The sequence below is a fragment of the Streptomyces canarius genome (assembly GCF_014650735.1).
Lineage (GTDB): Bacteria > Actinomycetota > Actinomycetes > Streptomycetales > Streptomycetaceae > Streptomyces > Streptomyces olivaceoviridis.
In genome coordinates this window covers 47,322-67,939 of record NZ_BMVN01000015.1, presented here as the reverse complement: position 1 = coordinate 67,939, position 20,618 = coordinate 47,322, and the positions used below count along the sequence as shown (strand labels likewise).

Below are 20,618 nucleotides of genomic sequence, written 5' to 3'. Positions count from 1 at the left end.
ATAACACAGGCCGATCGCGGCGCACTTCGCGGTTGTGTAACGGTGTCCCGGCCGCCGCGTAACAGTTTCCTGGCGCGCTTTCTCACCGTCCTCTCATCTATTGAGCCCACTGATCACCCCCCGGCATACTTCGTGGTCCGGGGGGTTGGCGTGCGCATGTGCGAGTCCACCCCCGACCGGGTGAATGGGGAATTCGCCCGGTACTCCATCTCCAGGGGGAGAACTTGCGCAAACAAGTGAAGAATGCGGCTGCGGCCACCGTGGCGACGGCCGCAGCAGTCGCCCTCGCAGCGGGTATGACCAGCCCCGCGTCGGCGAAGCCCGGACGCGCCTCGGTGGCTGCCACCGCCGCCTCGAAGGCCGCCGTCAGGCACCACGTCACCCTGATCACCGGTGACCGCGTCGCCCTCGACGCCAAGGGCCGTGTCGTCGGCCTGGAACGGGCCAAGGGACGAGAGCACATACCCTTCCAGGTCCGCAAGGCCTCCGGACACACGCTGGTCATCCCCGCCGACGCGGCCCGCCTGGTCGCCTCCGGCACGCTGGACCAGCGCCTGTTCGACATCACCGAGCTGAACAAGGCCACCACCCGCAAGGCCCAGAAGAACGGCCTGAAGGTCATCGTCGGCTACCGCGGCTCCGCGACCGCCGCCAAGGCCGACGTCCGGGACGCGGGCACCCTGCGCCGCAGCCTGAAGGCGCTCAACGCGGACGCCGTGCAGACCCCGGTCAAGGACACCGCCGGCCTGTGGGACGCCGTCACCAACGGCGACCGGACGGCCTCCGGCATCGCGCACGTCTGGCTCGACGGCGTCCGCAAGGCCGCCCTCGACAAGTCCGTGCCGCAGATCGGCGCCCCCACCGCGTGGGCCGCCGGCTACACCGGCAAGGGTGTGAAGGTCGCCGTCCTGGACACCGGTGTGGACACCAGCCACCCGGACCTCAAGGACCAGGTGATCGAGTCCAAGAACTTCACCTCCGCCGCCGACGCCACCGACCACTTCGGGCACGGCACGCACGTCGCCTCCATCGTGGCCGGCACCGGTGCCAAGTCGGGCGGCAAGTACAAGGGTGTGGCCCCGGACGCCAAGCTCCTCAACGGCAAGGTCCTGGACGACAACGGCTTCGGTGACGACTCCGGCATCCTCGCCGGCATGGAGTGGGCGGCCTCCCAGGGCGCCGACGTCATCAACCTCAGCCTCGGCGGCTACGACACTCCCGAGGTCGACCCGCTCGAAGCCGAGGTCAACAAGCTGTCCGCCGAGAAGGGCGTCCTCTTCGCGATCGCCGCGGGCAACGAGGGCCCCCAGTCGATCGGTTCGCCGGGCAGCGCGGACGCCGCGCTCACCGTCGGCGCCGTCGACGACAAGGACCAGCTCGCCGACTTCTCCTCCACCGGTCCGCGCGCCGGCGACGGCGCCATCAAGCCGGACGTCACCGCGCCGGGCGTGGACATCACCGCCGCCGCGGCCAAGGGCAGCGTCATCGACCAGGAGGTCGGGGAGAAGCCCGAGGGCTACCTGACCATCTCCGGCACCTCGATGGCCACCCCGCACGTCGCGGGCGCCGCCGCCATCCTGAAGCAGGAGCACCCGGACTGGGGCTACGCCGAGCTGAAGGGCGCCCTGACCGGCTCCACCAAGGGCGGCAAGTACACCCCGTTCCAGCAGGGCTCGGGCCGCATCCAGGTCGACAAGGCCATCAAGCAGTCGATCGTCGCCGACCCGGTGTCGGTGAGCTTCGGCGTGCAGCAGTGGCCCCACACCGACGACAAGCCGGTCACCAAGAAGCTGACGTACCGCAACCTCGGCGACAAGGACGTCACGCTCACCCTGAGCAGCACCGCCACCAACCCCAAGGGCGCGGCGGCCCCGTCCGGCTTCTTCAAGCTCGGCACGACGACGCTGACCGTCCCGGCGCACGGCACGGCCTCGGCCGACTTCACCGTCGACACCAAGCTCGGCGGCACCGTCGACGGCGCCTACTCGGCGTACGTCACGGCGACGGGCGACGGCCAGACCGTCCGCACGGCCGCCGCGGTGCAGCGCGAGGTGGAGTCGTACGACCTCACCCTGAAGTTCATCGGCCGTGACGGCAAGCCCGCCCCGTACTACGAAGCCGACGTCGACGGCGTGGCCGGCCTGGCCAACGGCGTCTCGCTGAACCCGTACGACAAGTCCGGGACGGTGAAGGCGCGCGCGCCCAAGGGCACGTACATCCTCAACACCTCCGTCTACGGCGACCCCCAGGACGCGTCCAAGGGCATCGACTGGATCGCGCAGCCGAAGCTGACCGTCGACAAGAAGCAGACGATCACCATCGACGCGCGCAAGGGCAAGCCGGTGGACATCACCGTCCCGGCCTCGGGCGCGAAGTCCGAGTTCGCCTCGCCGGAGTACGACGTCACCATCGGCGACGGCCAGTACGGCTACGGCTGGTTCCTCGACTCGTACAAGAACTTCCGCACCGCCCACCTGGGCCCGCAGCTTCCCACCGGGACGCTGTGGCAGCAGTGGGACGGCCACTGGAGCAAGGGCGCGACCGAGGAGTACGACGTCACCTCCGGCGGTGCCGTCAAGCAGCTCGCCACCGGCTACACCAAGCACTACAAGGCGAGCGAACTCGCCACGGTGAAGGCCCGGCTGGGCGCGGCGGCGAGCGGCAAGAAGGGCTCGATCGACGCGGTGGGCTGGCTGCCCGGCAGCAGCGGCGCCTCTTCCATCAGCATCCCGCAGAAGCTCCCCGGCACCCGCACCCTGCACCTGTCCGCCGCGGGCGGCGTGAAGTGGGAGCTCCAGTTCGAGCAGGACGGCGGGGTCGACCAGGACGGCTTCCCGGTCACCGAGGCCGGCTACGGGCTCGGCCAGTTCACCTTCAAGGGCGGCCAGACCTACACCAAGACGGTCAACACCGCCGTCTTCGGCCCGCACCTCGGCAAGGACTTCGGCCTGTTCCGCGACGGCAACGAGATCTTCGGCGCGCTGCCGCTGTTCGCCGACTCCGCCAAGCACGCCGGGTCCTCGCTGTTCACCTCGGTGAACACCACGCTGTACCGCAACGGCACCAAGGTCGGCTCGAACACCGACCCGCTGTTCGGCGAGGCCACCTTCAAGGTGCCGTCCGGTGACGCGGCGTACAAGCTGACCACCTCGGTCAAGCGGTCCGCGAAGGTGTCGGAGGCCTCGACGCGCGTCGACGCGGCCTGGACCTTCCGCTCCAAGAAGCCGGCGGACTTCGCCAAGCTCCCCGCCTCCGCCCTGCACTTCGGCGCCACGACCGGTCTGGACAGCCGTGTCACGGCCGGCAAGACGGTCACCTTCCCGGTCACCGTGGAGGGCTCCGCCGCCGGCGGCAACCTGAAGTCCCTCGCCGTCTACGTCTCCTACGACGGCAAGAACTTCAAGAAGGTCACCGTCAAGAACGGCAAGATCACGGTGAAGAACCCGGCGAAGAACAAGGCGATCTCGTTCCGCGCCAACATCACCGACAAGAAGGGCAACACGTCGGCGATCACGATCTACAACGCGTACTTCGGCAAGTAGGCCGCAGCGCGGTAGACCGTAACGCTCCTTGACGAGGGGTGCACCGGAGGACAGCCTCCGGTGCACCCCTCAGCGCGTTGCCGCGCGGGTCGCGTCGGCGCCCCAGCTCGCCAGGAGACGGAGGGAGTCCGCGGAGGGGGAGCCCGGGTCGCCGTGATAGGTGACCAGGGACTGCTCCGAGCCGTCCGTCAGGCGGAAGCTCTCGAAGTTCAGGGCCAGGTCGCCCACCAGCGGGTGGTGCAGGTGCTTGACGCCGTGGTTCTTCTCCTTGACGTCGTGCGTGGCCCACAGCCGGCGGAACTCCTCGCTCTTGACGGACAGCTCACCCACCAGGGCCGACAGACGGGCGTCGTCCGGATCGCACCCCGCGTCCATGCGCAGGGCGCACACGATGTCGATCGCCTTCTGCTCCCAGTCGACGAACAGCTCGCGGTAGGCGGGGCGCAGGAAGACCAGCCGCGCCCAGTTCCGCTCGCCGGGCGGCAGCTCCCCCCAGTCGCCGAAGAGGGCCGCCGCCATCCGGTTCCAGGCGAGGATCTCCGAGCGCCGGCCCACCACGTACGCCGGTACGCCCTCCATGGTGTCCAGCAGCTGCCGCAGCGCCCCCCGCACCTGCTGCTGCCGTGCCGCCGGCTTCTTCTTGTGCGCCTTCGGCTTGGCCAGGTGGGTCAGGTGCGCGTGCTCGGCGTCCGTCAGCCGCAGCGCCCGGGCGATCGAGCCCAGCACCTCGGCCGAGACGTTCCGGCCGTTGCCCTGCTCAAGGCGGGTGTAGTACGCCACCGACACCCCGGCCAGCTGCGCCAGCTCCTCGCGGCGCAGCCCCGGCACCCGGCGGTGCCGTCCGAATGCGGCCAGTCCCACGTCCTCGGGCTTCAGCCGGGCCCGCCGGGTGCGCAGGAACTCGCTCAGCTCCGCCCGCCGGTCCAGGGGCCGGCCGGTGGCCACGCTCGCGTCCGGCTGCTCGTCCCTGCTGTCCATACGTCCAGTATTCCTGGTCGTAGGCGCCGGAGCCTGACCCCGCCAGTGGTAGGCACCGCCGTCGTACGCAAAGGCGTGGTCTGGGTGGGCGGCGCCTCGCGCGGCAGCCTGGAGACCGTGCCCGGCGGAAAGGCAGCCGGGCGCGGAACCCCCCGCTAGGAGATCCTCCGCATGACCACTGTTGCCGCATACGCCGCGCCCGCCGCGAAGGCTCCGCTGGAGCGGACGACCATCGAGCGACGCGCGGTCGGCGAGTACGACGTCCTGATCGACATCAAGTTCGCCGGTATCTGCCACTCCGACATCCACCAGGCCCGCGAGGGCTGGGGCGAGGCGATCTTCCCGATGGTCCCCGGCCACGAGATCGCGGGCGTGGTCGCCGAGGCCGGCCCCGGCGTGACCAGGTTCCAGGTCGGCGACCGGGTCGGGGTCGGCTGCATGGTCGACTCCTGCCGCGAGTGCGAGAACTGCCTGCGAGGCGACGAGCAGTACTGCCTCAACGGCATGGTCGGCACCTACAACGCCGTCGGCAAGGACGGCGAACCCACCTACGGCGGCTACTCCGAGAAGATCGTCGTCGACGAGAACTACGTCATCCGCATCCCCGACGGGCTGTCCCTGGACGTCGCCGCGCCGCTGCTGTGCGCGGGCATCACCACGTACTCCCCGCTGAGCCACTGGAACGCGGGCCCCGGCAAGAAGGTCGCGATCGTCGGCCTCGGCGGTCTCGGCCACATGGCCGTCAAGATCGCGCACGCCATGGGCGCCGAGGTGACGGTACTGTCCCAGTCCCTGCGCAAGAAGGACGACGGGCTGAAGCTGGGCGCCGACCACTACTACGCCACCAGCGACCCGAAGACCTTCGAGGAGCTGGCCGGCACCTTCGACCTGATCGTGTCGACCGTGTCCGCGCCGATGGACTTCGGCGCGCTGCTGTCGCTGCTCAAGGTCGACGGCGCCCTGGTGAACGTGGGCGCGCCCGAGGAGCCCATCGCACTCAACCTGTTCTCGGTGATCGGCGGTCGCAGGACGCTCGCCGGCTCCATGATCGGCGGCGTCCGCGAGACCCAGGAGATGCTGGACTTCTGCGCCGAGCACGGCATCGGCGCCGAGATCGAGCTGATCGGCGCGGCCGAGGTCAACGAGGCGTACGAGCGGGTGCTGGCGAGCGACGTCCGCTACCGCTTCGTGATCGACACGGCCACGATCTGACCCGCGGTACCGCCGGGCCGTAGTCCTGCCGGAGCAGTACGGCATCTGTCCTGCCGGGCTACGGCCTGTGGCACATCGTCTGCCGGGTGCGGGTCATCCTGCCGGGTGCGGGCCGTCGTGGCCGTTCGCGCAGTTCCCCGCGCCCCTTCGGGCGCTACCCGAGAACGAAGCCCTCCCCGGCGCCGTACGCCCGCACCGCCACGCCTGCTTCGGGGGCGGGCCGCACCACATGGACCCGGCCGGCCCCCGCCACCCGGGCTTCGCCGTCCCCCACCGTGAGCAGCGTGTTCTCGTCCACGGCGACCCCGTACGGCGCATGCCCCCGCGCGACCGCCGTCACCAGCCGCGCCAGCGTGCCCCACTGGGCCGCGTGCACGTCCACCGAGAACGGCACCAGGCCGAGCCCCGGGCGTACCTCGATCTCCGCCAGGTCCTCCCCGGTCTCCTCCGGGCACACCGGAACCCCGTCCAGCAGCCACCCGCCGACCACGGCCCGCCGCGCGGCCACGGCGGCACCGGCGGAGAAACCGGCGTACGGCATCCCGCGCGCCGCCAGCAGTGCCGGCAGCCGCTCCAGGCTGTCCACGAGCGCGTCCTGATACGCGGGCGTGAGCCCGCCGCACACCAGCAGCCCGTCGATCCCGTCCAGCGCGTCCTCCGGCTCGAACCGGCCGCCGAGCGGCACGAGCAACGGCACCGGTGTGCACGGCGGCCCGGCCTTCCGCAGTGCCGCCGTGTACCGCTCGAACTGCGCGGCCCCGTCGCCCTCGTCGAGGATCAGACACCCGACCCGCCGCTCACCGCCCAGCTCCCGCAGGAACGGCTCGTACACCTCGGCGTGGTCCCAGCCCCCACCGATGAGAAAGACCCGGCTGCCCATACCCTCCCCTTCGCTCCCTGCCGATCCATCTCGGCATGAGGGGCGAATCTACGGGGACGGGCCGGGAGCCGTCGCCCGAATCAGCCGTCGTCCGCCGGGCCGCTCAGGCTCGCGCGACGCCGATCGGGCAGGACAGTCCGGTACCGCCGAGACCGCAGTAGCCCGCGGGGTTCTTGTCGAGGTATTGCTGGTGGTAGCCCTCAACTTGGTGCAGCATAAGAACTCCTCACGGAACTCGGGGAGTTGGCATGAGCAACAACGATCACTTAGTACCGGTGGTGGCGTACGCCCGGATCTCGGCTGACCTGGCCAGGGACGCCCACGGGGTGGAGGACCAACACAAGGTCAACGACGAGACGGCAGCCGCGGTCGGATGCCGAATCGTGCACTACTACACGGACAACGATCTCTCTGCGGCGAAGGCCGACCTCGTCCGGCCGGACTTTGAAGCGATGCTCAAGGCGCTGAAGGCCGGCCGCTTGCCGGACGGCCAGGCGGTGCGCGGTGTGATCGTCGTCGCGGACGACCGTCTTGTGAGGCGGGTGGGCGACTACGAACGATTCGTGGACGCTCTGACGTACGAAGACGGCCGGCTGTACGCGGACGCCAAGGGCCTCAAGGATCTCTACAACGAAGACGTCGAGTCCATGGGATTGTTCGGCGTCGTCATCTCCAAGGCGGAGGTGCGCAAGATCCGACGTCGCACGCGCCGCTCGCACCGTCGCCGGGCAGAGCAGGGCATCCCTGTGGGTGGTAAGCGCCCGTTCGGCTGGAACGACGACAAGCGGACGCTTCGCCCCGAGGAGGCGGAGCGACTTGCCCAAGCGGCCCGTGACGCGATTGCCGGGAAGTCGCTGCACTCGATCCTCTTGCAGTGGCGCGAGGAGGACGTGCGGACCGTCCATGGCAATGCATGGAGTGCCCGATCACTCAAGCTCGCGCTGTGGAATCCCCGGCTGTGCGGATGGCGACGCCACAACGGGGAGTTGGTGCGAGACGCCGATGGCATCCCCGTGGTGGGCCAGTGGGAGCTGATCATCACGCCGAAAGAATGGATGGCGATCGATGCCCTCTTCTCGGCAAGGATCAAGCCCAACGTCAAGGCCGATGGGACGGTGACGGACTACCGGACGCCTTCCCACCTGCTCACAGGGATACTGCGATGTGGCAAGCCCAAGCCTGACGGCCGGATCTGCAACGCGCCGATGCGCGTCAGCACACGGCGGGACCTGTCGGGTGGGTTCGTCTACCAGTGCCCTGCACGCTCCATGGGCGGGTGTGGCGGCAGTGGGCGGAACGGCGTGAAGGTGGATGAGTACGTGACGGAAGCCGTCTTGGCCAAGCTGGAGGAGCGCGCCGTCGTCAAGCGCGAGAGCGAGGGGGAGTGGGACGGGGCGGAAGAGCTGGAACGGCTCACGAGGAAGCAACGGACCATGCTCCAGAAGTGGCAGGACGACCTCATCTCGGATGAGCTGTTCTTCCCGGAGAACCACAAGATGGAAGTCCGCATCAAAGAGCTGCGCAAGGAACGCACCGAGCACGCGTTGCGCGTTCAGCGAGCGTCGAAGGTGACGGCGAACGTGCGAGAGCGGTGGTTCTCAGGCGACCTCGACATGGCCCAGAAGCGGGCACTCGTCCGTGAGGCACTCCACGCGGTGATCGTCCTACCGGTCGGGGGAGGGGGAAGGCGCCCCTTCAACCCGGACCTCCTTGTTCTCAAGTGGAGGGACGGCTGAGAGCCGGATTGTCAGTAGTTCCAAGTACGGTCGCCGTACTCGGCCGGACGGAGATCCTGCGGGACTCGCGGCGATGGGGGTGGGTTTTGAAGGTCCTCGGCAGCCAGCTCGGGACTGGAACGGGATCCATGGCCCCACCCCCACTCATTCGCTAGGCGCCCGTCTCTTGCGTTGTCCTTCTCCACGAGGGTCTTCCATCAGTTCAATACCAAGGATCCTGGCGACGCGGTGCCAGCGTTCCTCGCTCCACGCGGGCGCTCTCTTCGCTTGCTCCCGGCCCCATTCACGCGCACTGAGGTGTGTCACGTGTGCCCCCTCAGCAGCCGAGCTTGCTCGTGAGCCACTTCGTGGGCCAAGACGAGATCTTCGGCGACACCGGCCGCGATGAGGGCGGCGCCAGGGGTGTGGCCGGAGCCGACGTAGCGCCAGTGCCTTTCGGTGATCTGCTCCGGTAGATCGGCATGACCCTGGTGGCGGGCACGTTCAGCTCTGAGTGCTGCGTAGGTGGTGGAGTAGGCACGGGACTTGGTGAGGATGTGGCCCCGGTAACCGAGAGTGTGGCCCCAGGCCCGGAGGCGGAGGGGTGCGTACTCAGGAAGGCCGCCCAGGCGCCAGCAGGTCCGCATGAGGGCACGGACATGTTCGCTCACCGGCGCCGACTCGATGTCGCCCCGGGCGGTGAGCGGGTAGTCAGTGCCGGCGCCTGTGTCGCTCGCGCCCTTGGTGACGTACTTGGCGACGTACGCGGCCACCGCGTCATCGTCCGGCCCGTCTCCGTCGGTCCGTAGGGGCCTTGCGTCGATCTGGGCGCCCCAGCGCAGCCTCAGCTCACCTACAGCCGGGCTGTATGGCGTGTGCACCAGGACCCGCCGGGCGGATGCGCGTACGGCATCTATGAGCAGTTCCGCCGTGCCCCAGGCCGGGGGTTCATCGTCGGGGCCGGTCGGGCCGTCGAGACGGACGACGGCATGCACGTGGACGGCGGCCAGCCTCTGGTACTCAGCGACGCGGGCGAAGGACAGCCGAGCGTGCTGGGCGAAACGGGACTGCACCAGGCCGACCGACGACGCGAGGCGCCGCCGGACGTCGATGACGAAGCGGTCCCAGAGCTTGGAGGCGTGTGCGTGCCACAGGACGTGGGCGGTGTAGTCGTAGCAGTCGGGGCATAGCGGTTGGCCGACACTCGGTGAGTCCGGCGTGTGGATGAGGCCGCAGCCGAGGGGGTGCCCATGTTCGCAGGTACCTCCGTCGGGGCGGGGACGGCACAGCTCGGATGCCCGGTGCACCGGGCCGAACGACGGAGCAGTGAGGGTGACGAACAGTCGGGGGCGATGGCGGACGGAGTCGGGGACACTCTTGCCGCCGAGGAGGCCGGCGCGTACGAGGTGGTAGGTGTCTCCGGCGTGGAGGCGGGAGCATGCCGGGCAGACGGTGGCGCGACGGTTGCGGCAGCGGATGAGGAGTCGTTCGCCGGGTTCGTTGCGGGTGTCGTAGTGGTGGAGGATCTCGCCGGTGGTGCCGTCCACGATGGTGGTGGAGCCGGAGAGGTGGACGGGGCGGGAGCAACCGCCGGTGGCGGCGATCTGCTCCAGCAGGCGGGGGAACTGGGGATCTTGGGCGAGGCGGATGGCGTCGCGGTCTGCTTCGGGGAGCTGACGCAGGCGCGCCGCGCGGTCGAGGGTGGCGCGCCGGTCAGCCGGAGTGCGGTGCGGGGTGATGGTGGTGACCTTCCGGAGTGGGCCGCCGGAGCGGCAGGGGCATGGGCTGCTGGTGCGGTGTGGGTCATGGGGATCACCTCCGGGTCGGTGGCGGGTCGGTGGTCAGCGGATGGTTCCGGTGCCCCGGCAGACGCGGCAGCGGCGCGTCCGTCCGGTCCACGTCCTGCGGGCTCCGTCGCCCTTGCAGTGGGGGCACCTCACGCGAGGCATGGGCATGGCTGTGTGTGTCCCTTCGGTCAGGAGTGGGCGAAGCCGCTGATGAGCCAGGTCACGAGGCCGTGAACCGTGAAGATCACCGGGGTCTGACCGAGGTAGAGGCCGAAGAGGCCGACGCAGACCGCTTCCCAGGCGCGCACGTCGCGGGAGCGGACCAGGAGGACGGTGATGATCCCGAAGATCACCGCGAACGTGAAGGCCGTACCTTCGCTGATCACTTGTCGTCTCCTTTCAGCACCTCAAGGGCACGGTCGAAGCCCGGCAGTTTCGGGGCCGCCACGGCGTATTTGCGGGCTGTGGACACCGCTTCTTCGGTGGGGGTGAGGTGGGAGCGGGCGCGGCTCCAGCCGCCATCAGGGCCGGTACAGACAGCCACTCCGCGTTCCTCTGCTGTGATCGATTGAGCGACGGCCACGGCATCCTTGTTCAGGTCGCCCAGCGTCATCTCGGCGGTACCAGGGTCGTTGACGCGGTGGCAGATACGGCCGCTGAGCTGAGCCCGCAGGGCGGTGACGCCGGGCCCGAGATCTGAACCGACACGCTGTCCGGCGACGATGAGATGAAGGCCGAGCGCGGCCCCGAGCTGTGCCAGACGGAGCAGAAGTGTGGAGCACTGTTCGGCTTCCGCCTTGCTCTCGCGGGTGCCGTCGGACAAGTACAGTTCGGCGATCTCGTCCACGATCACGACGACCGGCACCGGCCGCGCCTTGTCCGGCAACTCCCAGATCGAGCGCACCCCGGCCGACCGGCAGGCACTCATCCGGTCCTGCATGTCGACCACCAAAGCCGAGAGGACGGCGACTGCTTCGCGTCGGCGGGTGGCCAGCGCGCTGAGCCGGTCGGCGAACAGGCCCAGTTCCACGCCACCCTTGCAGTCGATACCGACCAAGGCGACCGGCTGCGGGGCGAGCTGAGTGATCAACCGGGCCAGCAGCGTCGACTTGCCGGACCTGGTGGCGCCGGCAATGAGCCAGTGCGGCACGAGGCGCAAGTTCATCACCCAGGCGCCGCCACTCTCCAGGACCCCGAGGAGCGCGGAGAGCAACTCGGCCGGCGCCGAGGCTAAGCCGGGCCGCTGGAGCGGATCCGTGGCCGTCGCCGTCAGCAGGACGACACCGCGTTGCGGCGAGGTGATCCGGACCGCGTGGACCTTCCACGCGTGCACGAACGCGTCGGCCGCCTTCAGGAAGGTCGCCGGAGTCTGGCCTGCATGCAGCCGCACCAGGACCGTCAGTCCCATGCGGGTCGCCCGCGGGAATGAGATCCGAGGAGCCACCGGCCGCAGCGGATCTCCCTTCACGACCAGGTCGCCGAGCAATCCGCGCGGCGGGAGCTTGGAGACAGCGAGGTCACTGAGCTGAGCGACCTTGCGCCAGGTGAACAACACCCGGCAGGCGGTTGCCGGGTAGCCGACCAGGTACCAGTGCCAGACGGGGCGATGCCGACGGACCAGGTCGCCGACGACGACCACCCACGCCAGCACAGCGAGCCCAAGGGTGATCAGGAGCGGCCCCATCAGGCGTCACCGCCCTTCGCGTGTGCCGGACCGGTCACGGGGGTGATCGCGTCGGCACGGAAGCTGACGCCGTGCCTGTCACCCATGGACCACATGAAGGCGGTCAGGCCGGTGACCTTGACGATCTGGCCTTCCTCAATGCCCTTGGGCTGACCGCTCACAGCGATCTCAATGACGGAGATACGACGTCCGTCCTGCCGCACGGTGACGGCCACGGTCCACACCGGGTTGCCGTCCCGGTCCCTCTTCACCTCCTGCGTCTCGGGGTTGCTGAGCTTCGCTTCGGGCGCGATGGCGCACCGAAGTACGCCCAGTCGCGCCGTGTCCACGGGAATGGACTGCATCTGTTGGCCTCCTTGGCCAGTCAAGACGTCAGACACATCCTGACGTCACTTGTCCTAACGAGTGATGACTATGGGGCTCTGTACGGTGGTTACGCAACTACTTATGCTGACGAGTGATGTCGCGCGTGCGACGTGCCTACGACCTCAACCCGGAGATGACCGAATGTCGGAGATCCAGCGCCCGGGAGCCCTGTACCAACAGGTGGCCTCAGCTATCCGTGAGGCGATCTTGTCCGGCGAGTTCGCGCCTGACTCCCTGTTGCCGTCCGAAGCCCAGCTCATGGCCCGCTACGGTGTTTCCCGGCCGACCGTCCGCAACGCCATTGCGGCACTTCGGGCGGAAGGACTGATCGACGTCCGGCACGGCAAGGGCAGCTTCGTCCGCTCTGACGGCCAGCCCGTTCTAACGCTTGAACGGCGCATCACCCGTACTTCGGGCGGCACGTTCGCCATGCCCAATGGCGACCTTTGGAAGGAAGCCGAAGAGCCGAGCACATACCGTGCCCGCACGACCAAGGTCACTGGTCAACTCCTCCACCTCGATGAAGAAGAAGCCCTGTTCGGCTGTGACCGGCTGCTCACGGATCCCGCCACTGGGACGCGTGCCATGCACCGCACCTTGATCCCATTCGAAGTCGCTGAGACCGTTCGTGGGCTCGCCGCGGATCCGGGCGCGCACCCAGCCGCGATTTACCAGTTGCTCACCCAGGGCGGCCACACACTGTCCTGGACCGAGACGGTACGCGCTCGCATGCCGCTGCCCGATGAACGCACCACGCTTCAAATCCCCGACGCGACTCCGATCCTGCACCTGACCCGCGTCACGCGCGGCGCCGACGACCGCGCCTTGATCCTCGAAGAACTCCGCATCGGTGCTGATCGTGCCGAAATCGCCTACCGGATCAGTGCCGACAAGCAGCCCACGCGACGCACACGCACCTGACCGGCAACGATGATCGGTCGAAACAGCCTTTACTTCCTCAAGGGCGCGCCTGCGGCGCGCCGGGGCGCCCGGCTGCCCCGGCCGGGCGTGCGGCGTGGACGCCGGTCCCGTCCGGTCGGCCGACGCCCCCGCCCGCAGCACACCCGAGCAGTCGAGGCGACGACCGGCCGTCGAGGGCCGGGGCGTGGTGGGCTGGGAGTCGCCGGCCTCCGAGACTTTAGGCAGCCACCAGGGGGCGAGCCTCGAAGAACAGGGGGCCCATCGGGCGTAAACGCGGGCAGGAGCAGTGCCTGCCCGATTCGCCGGGCCAGCGTAAGGCCCCCTGTTCACTCGCCCCATGGCAGCTCCCGCCCAAAGTCTCTCCGGCCGGCGACGTGCCCATGTGAACCGCTCACCAGCGAAAGCGCGCCTCACGCTGCACCACCGGCGTCATTCGCGCACGCCTCCAGCAGCTCAGCGAGCCGATCCACGACGTCCGGCGACCCGGCCAGCCGCACCACCCCACGCCCGTCCTCACTCGTCGACGCCACGGCGCGCACAGCAGACAGCTCCAACCCCACGCCGAGAAGTGCGCGGTTCAGCCGGTCGGCAGCCTCGCGCGCCTCACGCCAACCAGCGATGTAGTCCGCGCCGGCCACCCAGAGCCCCGATTCCGCGCCCGGCACGTCGAGACCATCGTTCAGCCAGTCCTCACCGAAGCCGGTCACCTTGCCCACCTCTGCCCTGATCTAGGTAACGGATCATCAACTTCCTTAGGCCAGGGCCGAAACGCAACACGACGGCCCCGGTACCATCAGGCACCGGGAACCGCCGTGTTCCCAGCCGGGCCACCCTTCGCTTTCCAGGGCTGACGGGGTGGCCCGGCCTATATGGGGATGTGAAGCGCGGACTCTCGCTCGGGAGGGGAGCCCCCGGGTTATCCGAGAGACCGCGCCCCTCCGGCTGGAGTGGTCAGGCTCCAGCCAGTGACCGCGTCGCCGCCCCACTCCCGATCGCGAGGGAGAAGAGCAGGGGTGGCGACCCGGCGTCTGTCAGACCGAGCAGGCGCCCGGCTGATCAAGGTCGAAGCGGCACCACACGGTCTTGCCGCCTTGTTCCTCTGGGGACCACCAGACCGACGTGGCCAGCCGCTGGGCGATGAGCAGACCACGACCGCTGTCCGGTAGCACCGCTTCCGACAGCTCACCGACCAGAGCGGCAGGGAATGTGTCACCCACCGGAAGCAGTGGCGGTGTCGAGTCTTCGTCGGAGACCCCCATGAAGACCCACTTCGGGTACTTCTTGAAGGTCACGTCAATACGGCGGCAGCTACCGGGCCGGGCGAGGTGACGATCAGGAACGGTGTGGTTCACGACGTTCGCGACGAGCTCCGAGACGACCAACTGTGCGTCGTCCACGAGGTCCCCCGCACCGGCAGCCCGCAGGAATACCGCCGTCACTTCACGCGCCACCCGCGCCGTATCGCCGCATTCGGCGAGCAGTGTGAGCGCGAGAAAATGCCCGCCCACAGCCGGATCGGGCGCTACGAACCAGTGAGCGTAGGCGTCCAGCTCCCTGCTCAGATGCTTGGTGGTCTCCGCCGAGTCCATCGCGTCCCTTCCCAGCTCTCGTAGCACCGATTGCTTCGCGCAAGTCAGTACACGGCGCCAGGCCCGCAACCGGGAGCGTTCACCTGGGGGTTCACGTGAACACCAGCAAAGGCGAGGGGGGTTCATCGATGAACCCCCCCAACGCGATGCCGCTGTGACACGATGAACACTCGCCGTAATTCTCGGGTTGGCAGGGGAGCATGAGCCGAGAAACGAACGCCCAGCTGATCGCGGTCATGGACGAAGCGAAGGTCTCCAACAAGGGGTTGGCCAAGCGGATGAAAGACGCTGCCGCCCAGCGAGGGCTCAGTCTCGGGACGACACACGTTGCCGTTCAGCGTTGGCGAGACGGCGCCGGCATCAAGCCGGAGACGGCAGCGATCATGGCTGACGTTCTGAGTGCCAAGCTAGGCCGCCGCGTCACGCCGGGTGATCTTGGCTTCTTCGACCACACCCGGCCAACTGCTCCCGAGCCGATCGGCTACCCGAGCACCGTCCCCGAGACCCTGTCGATACTGGACGACCTGGCTCAGGAGCGCGCCGACACCTCCGCCTCAGACCAACTGATCATTGCGGACACCGACCTCAGTTCTGCCGTCCTGTCATGGATGATCGCCCGACCCGACGGCATCCAGGCCGACAGACCCGCACCCCAACGGGTCGGCATGCGCGACGTACGCGCGATCAGGGATGCCGCCTCGATGTTCATGCAGCTCGACTTCAAGTACGGCGGCGGCCACGGTCACAAGGCATTACGCCACTACTTCCGCCACGAGGTCCTTCCCCTGCTGAACGCGAGCTACAGCGAGAAGGTAGGCACAGCACTGTTCGGCGCTGCCGCCGAGGTCTCCCAGTTGCTTGCATGGACCGCGTACGACGTCGGCAACCACCGGCTTGCCCACCGCTACCTCACGTCCACACTGCGGCTGTCCCAGGTCATCGATGACCGCATGTTCGGGGCGCGCATCCTGGGCAACCTCAGCCACCAGGCCAACTACCTGGGCAACCACACCCAAGCCATCCAGCTCGCCCGCGCAGCCGTCGAGGGTGCCAAAGGCCGAGCCACCCCGCGAGCCATGGCGAACTACTGGGCGATGGAGGCGCGCGCACTCTCCAACGCCGGCGATCGAGCCGGGGCGGCCGACGCGATGAACCAAGCGGAACGACACTTCGAGCGGGCCGACAGCGCCGATGACCCGGCATGGCTGAGCTACTTCGATGATGCCGAACTCTTGGGCGAGTTCTGCCACTGCTTCAGGGACCTGAAAATGCGACGCGAAGCCGTAGAGCACGCACAGCGCGCCGTGGACACCACCGACCCGCAATATGCCCGCACGTTGGGCTTCTGCCGCATGGTGCTCGCCCAGAGCCAGCTACTGAACGGCGAACTGGAAGCCGCCGTCACCACCGCGAGCCTTGCTGTGGACGGCGGCGACTCCCTCCAGTCCTCCCGCTTCCAGCGCTACGTCACCGACTTCCAGGCCGAGGTCAGCGCGCACGCCGCCCACCCCGCCGTCGTAGCCTTCAACGAGCAGGTGAACGAAGCACTCGCCCGCCTGGACGACGAGGACGAGTAGCAGCTACCAGGGACGCCAGTCGCGCGGCGCGTCGTCGTTACGCAACCCAGCGATGCGACGGCGGTACTCGGCCGCCGTCTCCTCGCTCTCCCGCACGTTCTGCATGAGCCACGTCGCCATGCCGAACTCTTGGAGCCGCCGGAGCGTGTCGTAGCCAGGCCAGTCGTACAGGTCCCGCCCGTAGGCTCGCACGAAGTCGGCGTACTGCTCATCGCTCTGCCACCCAAGGCTGTGGTGCTCGACCGCCGTGACCATCAGGTCCCACTCGGGGTGATCGAAGCAGAAAGCCTCGAAGTCGATCAGGATCACCTCGTCCCGATCGTTCACCATGAGGTTCTGCACGTGGGCATCACCGTGAACCGGCCCCTCCGGGGTCTCGAACCTCAACTCCTCAAACTGACCGCGCAGCTCCTGCCACCGCTTACGGAGGAAGACCCGGTCATCCTCCGGGATCGGCGCCTTACTGATCCGCAACTCTTGCTTGTCGAAGGGATCGAACGCCGGCAACTCAAGACCTGCGGGCACTGTCATGGAGTGCAGGTCCCGCAGGAGGCCACCCAGTTCGCCGTAGGTTGCCTTGCGGTCACCTTCCACGATCAGGCGCCAGAAGGTCACCGGGTGGCCGTCGATCAGAAGCGGCTGTCCCAGGCCGTCAACGAGTCGGGATGCTGGGAAGCCTTCTGCGGCCAGCCACTTGGCGACAGCAACCTCGACACGAGCCTTCGGCAGCCACGGTTCGCCCCGAGCCACTCGGACGATCACCGGTGCCGTGGCCAGCCGAAACAGAGCGTTTTCCCCCAGGCGGATCAGCTCAGCACCTCTGCCATCAAGGCCCGCAGTCCGGCACGCGGCACGCATCACCTGCGTAGCCCTGGCCGACGTGAACCCCTCTTCCGAGCGAGCAGCGTCAAGCGCCATGCCCGTACCAGCTCCCCTAGTCGCGCGATCCACAGACGCACGCTCACGGGTGACCAACCCAACGCGCGCCAGACACAACCGTACCCAGGCCTCAGGGGCTGAAGATCGGCCGACACCGATTGCAAGCAGCTGTCAAGACAGCGTTCCCGATATTCTGAGCATCCCAGATATGCCCTCATGTGCATTTAGCCGCTCACGAAAACCGCGAAGTTGAACCCTTAGTCCATCCTTGAACTGTACGCCATGGAGGTCAACCACCCCATCACCTCTTACATTGGTCAAGGTCAGCTTACGCAAGCACGGGAAAATTTTCAGAATAGGGGCCACGGATACTTTCTGAGGACATCGAATATCAAGTACCCTAACCTGAGGGAAAGTGAGGCTTCCCAGACTTTCCGCCGCATGGAGATGAATTTCCAACTCTTCCAGGGATTCCAGCGGTTGGAGATTTGCAACTTCCATCGAATCCCAAGACCCCATTAGGCGAACTTTTTGCAATTTGGTCCAGCGCTCTATGCCGCGCAAAGAGATTTTCTGATTCATCCCTGCACCGAACCATAGGGCCTCAACTTGCTCTAGAGCGGGAGCCTGTCGAAAATCTGACCATGGCAGCTTTGTGTTTATGGAGAGCGAGCGTAGATACTGAAGGTTCGAAAGCGCAGACACGTCTATATCAGGTCGCGCATGCACAAGGTTTAGAAACTTCAACTGGGTTCCAGCTAGTGCAGACAGGCTCTCTACATTAGTACACCCGCGCAGCCACAGCGAATGGAGGTTCGGGTACTCCCGAAGAAAATTCAGGCCGCGCAACGAGGTGTTTTCATGGAATATCAGTTCGCGTACGTCAATGGAACGAGTATTCTCAAGAAGGAAGTCTTCATCCCAATCTCCTACACACCGCAAGTTACATACACCAGAGAGGTGCTTAAGACAGTCGAATTGTTGACGATTCTCCAGGGTTAGTTGGACATCGCTCAACGACATTGCAGACAGGATCTGGATAGCGAATTCTTCGATAGGGAACTCATCCCAAACTTCCACGACATTTCGCCGAACGTGTACACTGGGATGTGTCGCGAATTGCTTAATCAGCGTCAGTGCATTCCTCCCGCGAATTTCTCCAGCGGTTGTAACGACTGCCGCAGCGCTAACAGAGTCCAAGCCATCAGGGCCCGGCAGCATGTCCAAGACTGTCGGGCCAAGTCGTCCGAGCTGGACGGCGTCTCGATAATTTCGAGGCGGAATCAGAGAAGCGATTTTCTCCCAAACATCCGCTCGCACCGAATCATCAAGGAAGATCGCACTGTTAGCGCAGATCGCCGCTAGGATGAAAGCGTCTTGCCGGCTCCTCGCCCTTGCGAACCTTTCTCCCACTCTCAGCAGGTCCTGCACGAGGCGGCGACTGTCCGGCCGATTGCAATGGCCGACCGCCATCTTGATGACATCTTGCCAGGCCTCATCGTCTGCATGCGAGACTAGCTCGTTCAGACTGTCATTCTCTACGAATTCTTTTGCTGCAAGGTAGTCTTGAAAGGTCCTGTGGATGAATTGCACGAAGTCACTAGACAATTCTTGCAGCAGTCCGGTCCGGTTGAGTAGATGAGCGAAAACCGTTTCCGCTGTTCCCTGGCTGCGGACCTGGGGCATTCCCTGAAGTCCAGCCGACACCTGTTTAAGGGCTTGCTCTCGTGAGAGTTGAGAGCGGTTATTTCTCACGAGCCAAATGGCGATGCGCTGAAGTAGCTGCTGATGTTCTTCAAAGCTCAGAGTTATACCCTCGGGGGCTGTGATGCTGCGCCGAGAATCGCGCTCACCAAGGAGCATCGTTAGTGCTGCGCGATACAGTTCCCATCGCGTTTGAGGCAAGACGCCACGACGTCGACGGTGAAGCGCGCAAATGACAGCACAGAGGAGTGGTACGCGGGCGAGGTCGCGCAACGGCTCGTTGCGGAATAGTTCTCGTAGCAGCTCGTTTTTCAGCTCTTGCACTCGTGCGTTCTGCGCGGCACGTTCCTCTGGGTCAGTATGGGAGTGCTGTTCGAGGCACGCCGCAGCATGCCATGACGTGACGAACTCCCGGATTTCGGCGTCTCGCATAGGGAGCAGACGGGTTTCCCGGAACCCTTCGGATTGCAGCCAATCTCGCTCTACAGCGAGCGGCCTAACCGTGGCAATACAACGGCAGTTCGGGTACATGCGCAGCAAGTCCGACAACCATCGTCTTGCGCCTTCCCTTTTATCTTGGGTTACCTCATCAAGGCCGTCCACCAATAGCACAGCACGTCCCGCGTCAAGCACGCGGCCAGCCCATCCTGCCGGTGCTTCATCCAAGGGGAGTCGCGTGACACGAGGTAGTTCGGCAGGGGTTGGGAATTCCTGGTCTGCCAGATTACGCATTGGAATTACAAACGGAACTAGTCCGTTAAGAGTAGCCAAGCTGCCCGTTAGGGTCCCACATGCAGCATGCGATGCTAGCCACCAAACCAAGGTTGTCTTTCCCGCACCCGCTTCACCTCTTACCACGATCTTCGGATACACGGCCAAGAGTTCGTCTATGACACGCCGCTCGGTTGTCGCCGGGACGGCGTGAGCTTCCGCTACCTCTAGCCGTCCCGGCTCTACGATCTCAGCCTCAAGGCTGAGGTATGCCGTATCGAGATCCCAGTTGCTATCGTTACTAGAAATCTCGTCAAGGCCGAATATCTCAGTTCGCCGATAGCGAGCCCTGATCGCCTTAGCGTATTGTTTCTCATAATTGAAGTCGTCAGGGTGCGAGCTGGTCAAATCCTCCAAGCTCGGAACTGGCTTCCAAAGCAAGGAGAGGTCAGTTACAAGCTCTCCATCGGCGAGGATTCGGTCAATTGGTACAGCTTCGATTCTACCGTGCTGTCGGTTTGCAGGATCTTTGGCTACTATCCCGATAAGGACGGATCCTACAAATAGTGGAGCCCCTGACAAGCCGACCCACGGGGAACCACCTGCCACTTCCGAAGGAGGAGTATGATCGATATCAAGAACATACATCCTTCGCAAAAGACCAGCAGCTGCCTTCACGGTACCTGTAACTTGCTCACATTCCAAATGGTTGCCGTCGTAGCGTTGCACTGCTGGAAAACCAAGTAATTGACATTCTCTTAGCGGAGAACGAGTCGTAAGGCGTCCCCAGCGCAGGACGGGAAGGGTTTCTGCCAGCGCAGTGTCGATCAGGTCGTGGTCAGAGCGCAGCAAAGCCGCGTCGCACCCTGATTCGGTGCCCACCCAGATGACGTCGCAGTTGGTTGGCTTGTCCGCGTAGGGTGATATCGCCTTCACTGCCTGAGCATTTCCAATTACATGCCCGCTAGTGAGAACGAGTTTTGGCGTCAGCAGTACTCCACTGCCCTGACGCTCTGCGAGAACCACAACGATACGATCTTCATGGCTGGCCATATCGATCCCCGACTGGAACG

The 20,618-nt window shown here is 66.2% G+C and carries 15 protein-coding genes and 1 pseudogene; 5 read left to right on the top strand and 11 right to left on the bottom strand.

Features of this window, described 5'->3' with window-relative positions:
- The first annotated feature begins 296 nt into the window (after window positions 1-296).
- Entirely contained in the window at window positions 297-3,542 is a 3,246-nt protein-coding gene (locus IE294_RS21890) for a S8 family peptidase (protein WP_229917281.1), read from the top strand.
- Between the two features lie 69 nt (window positions 3,543-3,611).
- On the opposite strand, the gene IE294_RS21885 is transcribed toward IE294_RS21890, so the two are convergent.
- The gene (locus tag IE294_RS21885) at window positions 3,612-4,520 is read right to left on the bottom strand and encodes a helix-turn-helix domain-containing protein (protein WP_189888676.1); all 909 of its coding nucleotides are present in this window, start codon (window positions 4,518-4,520) and stop codon (window positions 3,612-3,614) included.
- Between the two features lie 171 nt (window positions 4,521-4,691).
- On the opposite strand from IE294_RS21885, the gene IE294_RS21880 reads away from it, so the two are divergent.
- A complete protein-coding gene (locus tag IE294_RS21880; RefSeq protein ID WP_189888674.1) occupies window positions 4,692-5,732 on the top strand; it encodes an NAD(P)-dependent alcohol dehydrogenase in 1,041 nt (346 codons plus the stop codon).
- Window positions 5,733-5,886: 154 nt separating this feature from the next.
- Here the strand turns inward: IE294_RS21880 and IE294_RS21875 are convergent, their stop codons facing one another.
- Together IE294_RS21875 and IE294_RS21870 are read right to left on the bottom strand one after the other, a co-directional pair.
- Window positions 5,887-6,612: a type 1 glutamine amidotransferase family protein gene (locus IE294_RS21875; protein WP_189888672.1), complete on the bottom strand. Its 726-nt coding sequence runs from the start codon at window positions 6,610-6,612 to the stop codon at window positions 5,887-5,889.
- 103 nt (window positions 6,613-6,715) lie between these two features.
- Window positions 6,716-6,823: pseudogene (locus IE294_RS21870) on the bottom strand (peptide-methionine (S)-S-oxide reductase MsrA); the annotation flags it as partial.
- 37 nt (window positions 6,824-6,860) lie between these two features.
- Here IE294_RS21870 and IE294_RS21865 point away from each other — a divergent pair.
- Window positions 6,861-8,348, top strand: coding sequence for a recombinase family protein (locus IE294_RS21865; protein ID WP_189888670.1), 1,488 nt, complete (start codon window positions 6,861-6,863; stop codon window positions 8,346-8,348).
- Between the two features lie 302 nt (window positions 8,349-8,650).
- Here IE294_RS21865 and IE294_RS21860 read toward each other — a convergent pair whose 3' ends face one another.
- The 4 genes from IE294_RS21860 to IE294_RS21845 form a co-directional block, all read right to left on the bottom strand.
- On the bottom strand, window positions 8,651-10,009 hold the full coding sequence (locus IE294_RS21860; protein WP_189888873.1) for a replication initiator: 1,359 nt from the start codon (window positions 10,007-10,009) through the stop codon (window positions 8,651-8,653).
- 293 nt (window positions 10,010-10,302) lie between these two features.
- A complete protein-coding gene (locus IE294_RS21855) occupies window positions 10,303-10,500 on the bottom strand; it encodes a hypothetical protein (RefSeq protein WP_189888668.1) in 198 nt (65 codons plus the stop codon).
- Window positions 10,497-11,798, bottom strand: a complete 1,302-nt coding sequence (locus IE294_RS21850; RefSeq protein ID WP_189888666.1) for an FtsK/SpoIIIE domain-containing protein — start codon at window positions 11,796-11,798, stop codon at window positions 10,497-10,499. The genes IE294_RS21855 and IE294_RS21850 overlap by 4 nt, the downstream gene beginning before the upstream one ends.
- Window positions 11,798-12,142 carry an SCO3933 family regulatory protein gene (locus IE294_RS21845; RefSeq protein WP_030992802.1) on the bottom strand — a complete coding sequence of 115 codons (345 nt, stop codon included), beginning with the start codon at window positions 12,140-12,142 and terminating at the stop codon, window positions 11,798-11,800. The genes IE294_RS21850 and IE294_RS21845 overlap by 1 nt, the downstream gene beginning before the upstream one ends.
- Window positions 12,143-12,305: 163 nt before the next feature.
- On the opposite strand from IE294_RS21845, the gene IE294_RS21840 reads away from it, so the two are divergent.
- Complete coding sequence (locus IE294_RS21840) at window positions 12,306-13,085, top strand: GntR family transcriptional regulator (RefSeq protein ID WP_030992799.1); 780 nt, start codon at window positions 12,306-12,308, stop codon at window positions 13,083-13,085.
- 410 nt (window positions 13,086-13,495) lie between these two features.
- On the opposite strand, the gene IE294_RS21835 is transcribed toward IE294_RS21840, so the two are convergent.
- Both IE294_RS21835 and IE294_RS21830 read right to left on the bottom strand, forming a co-directional pair.
- Window positions 13,496-13,792, bottom strand: coding sequence for a hypothetical protein (locus IE294_RS21835; protein ID WP_189888871.1), 297 nt, complete (start codon window positions 13,790-13,792; stop codon window positions 13,496-13,498).
- A gap of 324 nt (window positions 13,793-14,116) precedes the next feature.
- Window positions 14,117-14,674 (bottom strand): ATP-binding protein, encoded by a 558-nt coding sequence (locus tag IE294_RS21830; RefSeq protein ID WP_030992795.1) that lies wholly within the window; start codon window positions 14,672-14,674, stop codon window positions 14,117-14,119.
- A 200-nt stretch (window positions 14,675-14,874) separates the two neighbouring features.
- Here IE294_RS21830 and IE294_RS21825 point away from each other — a divergent pair, with 200 nt between their 5' ends.
- A complete protein-coding gene (locus tag IE294_RS21825) occupies window positions 14,875-16,251 on the top strand; it encodes an NsdA family TPR-like regulatory protein (RefSeq protein WP_189888664.1) in 1,377 nt (458 codons plus the stop codon).
- A 3-nt stretch (window positions 16,252-16,254) separates the two neighbouring features.
- Here the strand turns inward: IE294_RS21825 and IE294_RS21820 are convergent, their stop codons facing one another.
- Both IE294_RS21820 and IE294_RS21815 read right to left on the bottom strand, forming a co-directional pair.
- Entirely contained in the window at window positions 16,255-17,169 is a 915-nt protein-coding gene (locus IE294_RS21820) for a phosphotransferase enzyme family protein (RefSeq protein WP_189888662.1), read from the bottom strand.
- A 132-nt stretch (window positions 17,170-17,301) separates the two neighbouring features.
- Complete coding sequence (locus IE294_RS21815; protein ID WP_189888660.1) at window positions 17,302-20,598, bottom strand: NACHT domain-containing protein; 3,297 nt, start codon at window positions 20,596-20,598, stop codon at window positions 17,302-17,304.
- Window positions 20,599-20,618: the final 20 nt, after the last annotated feature.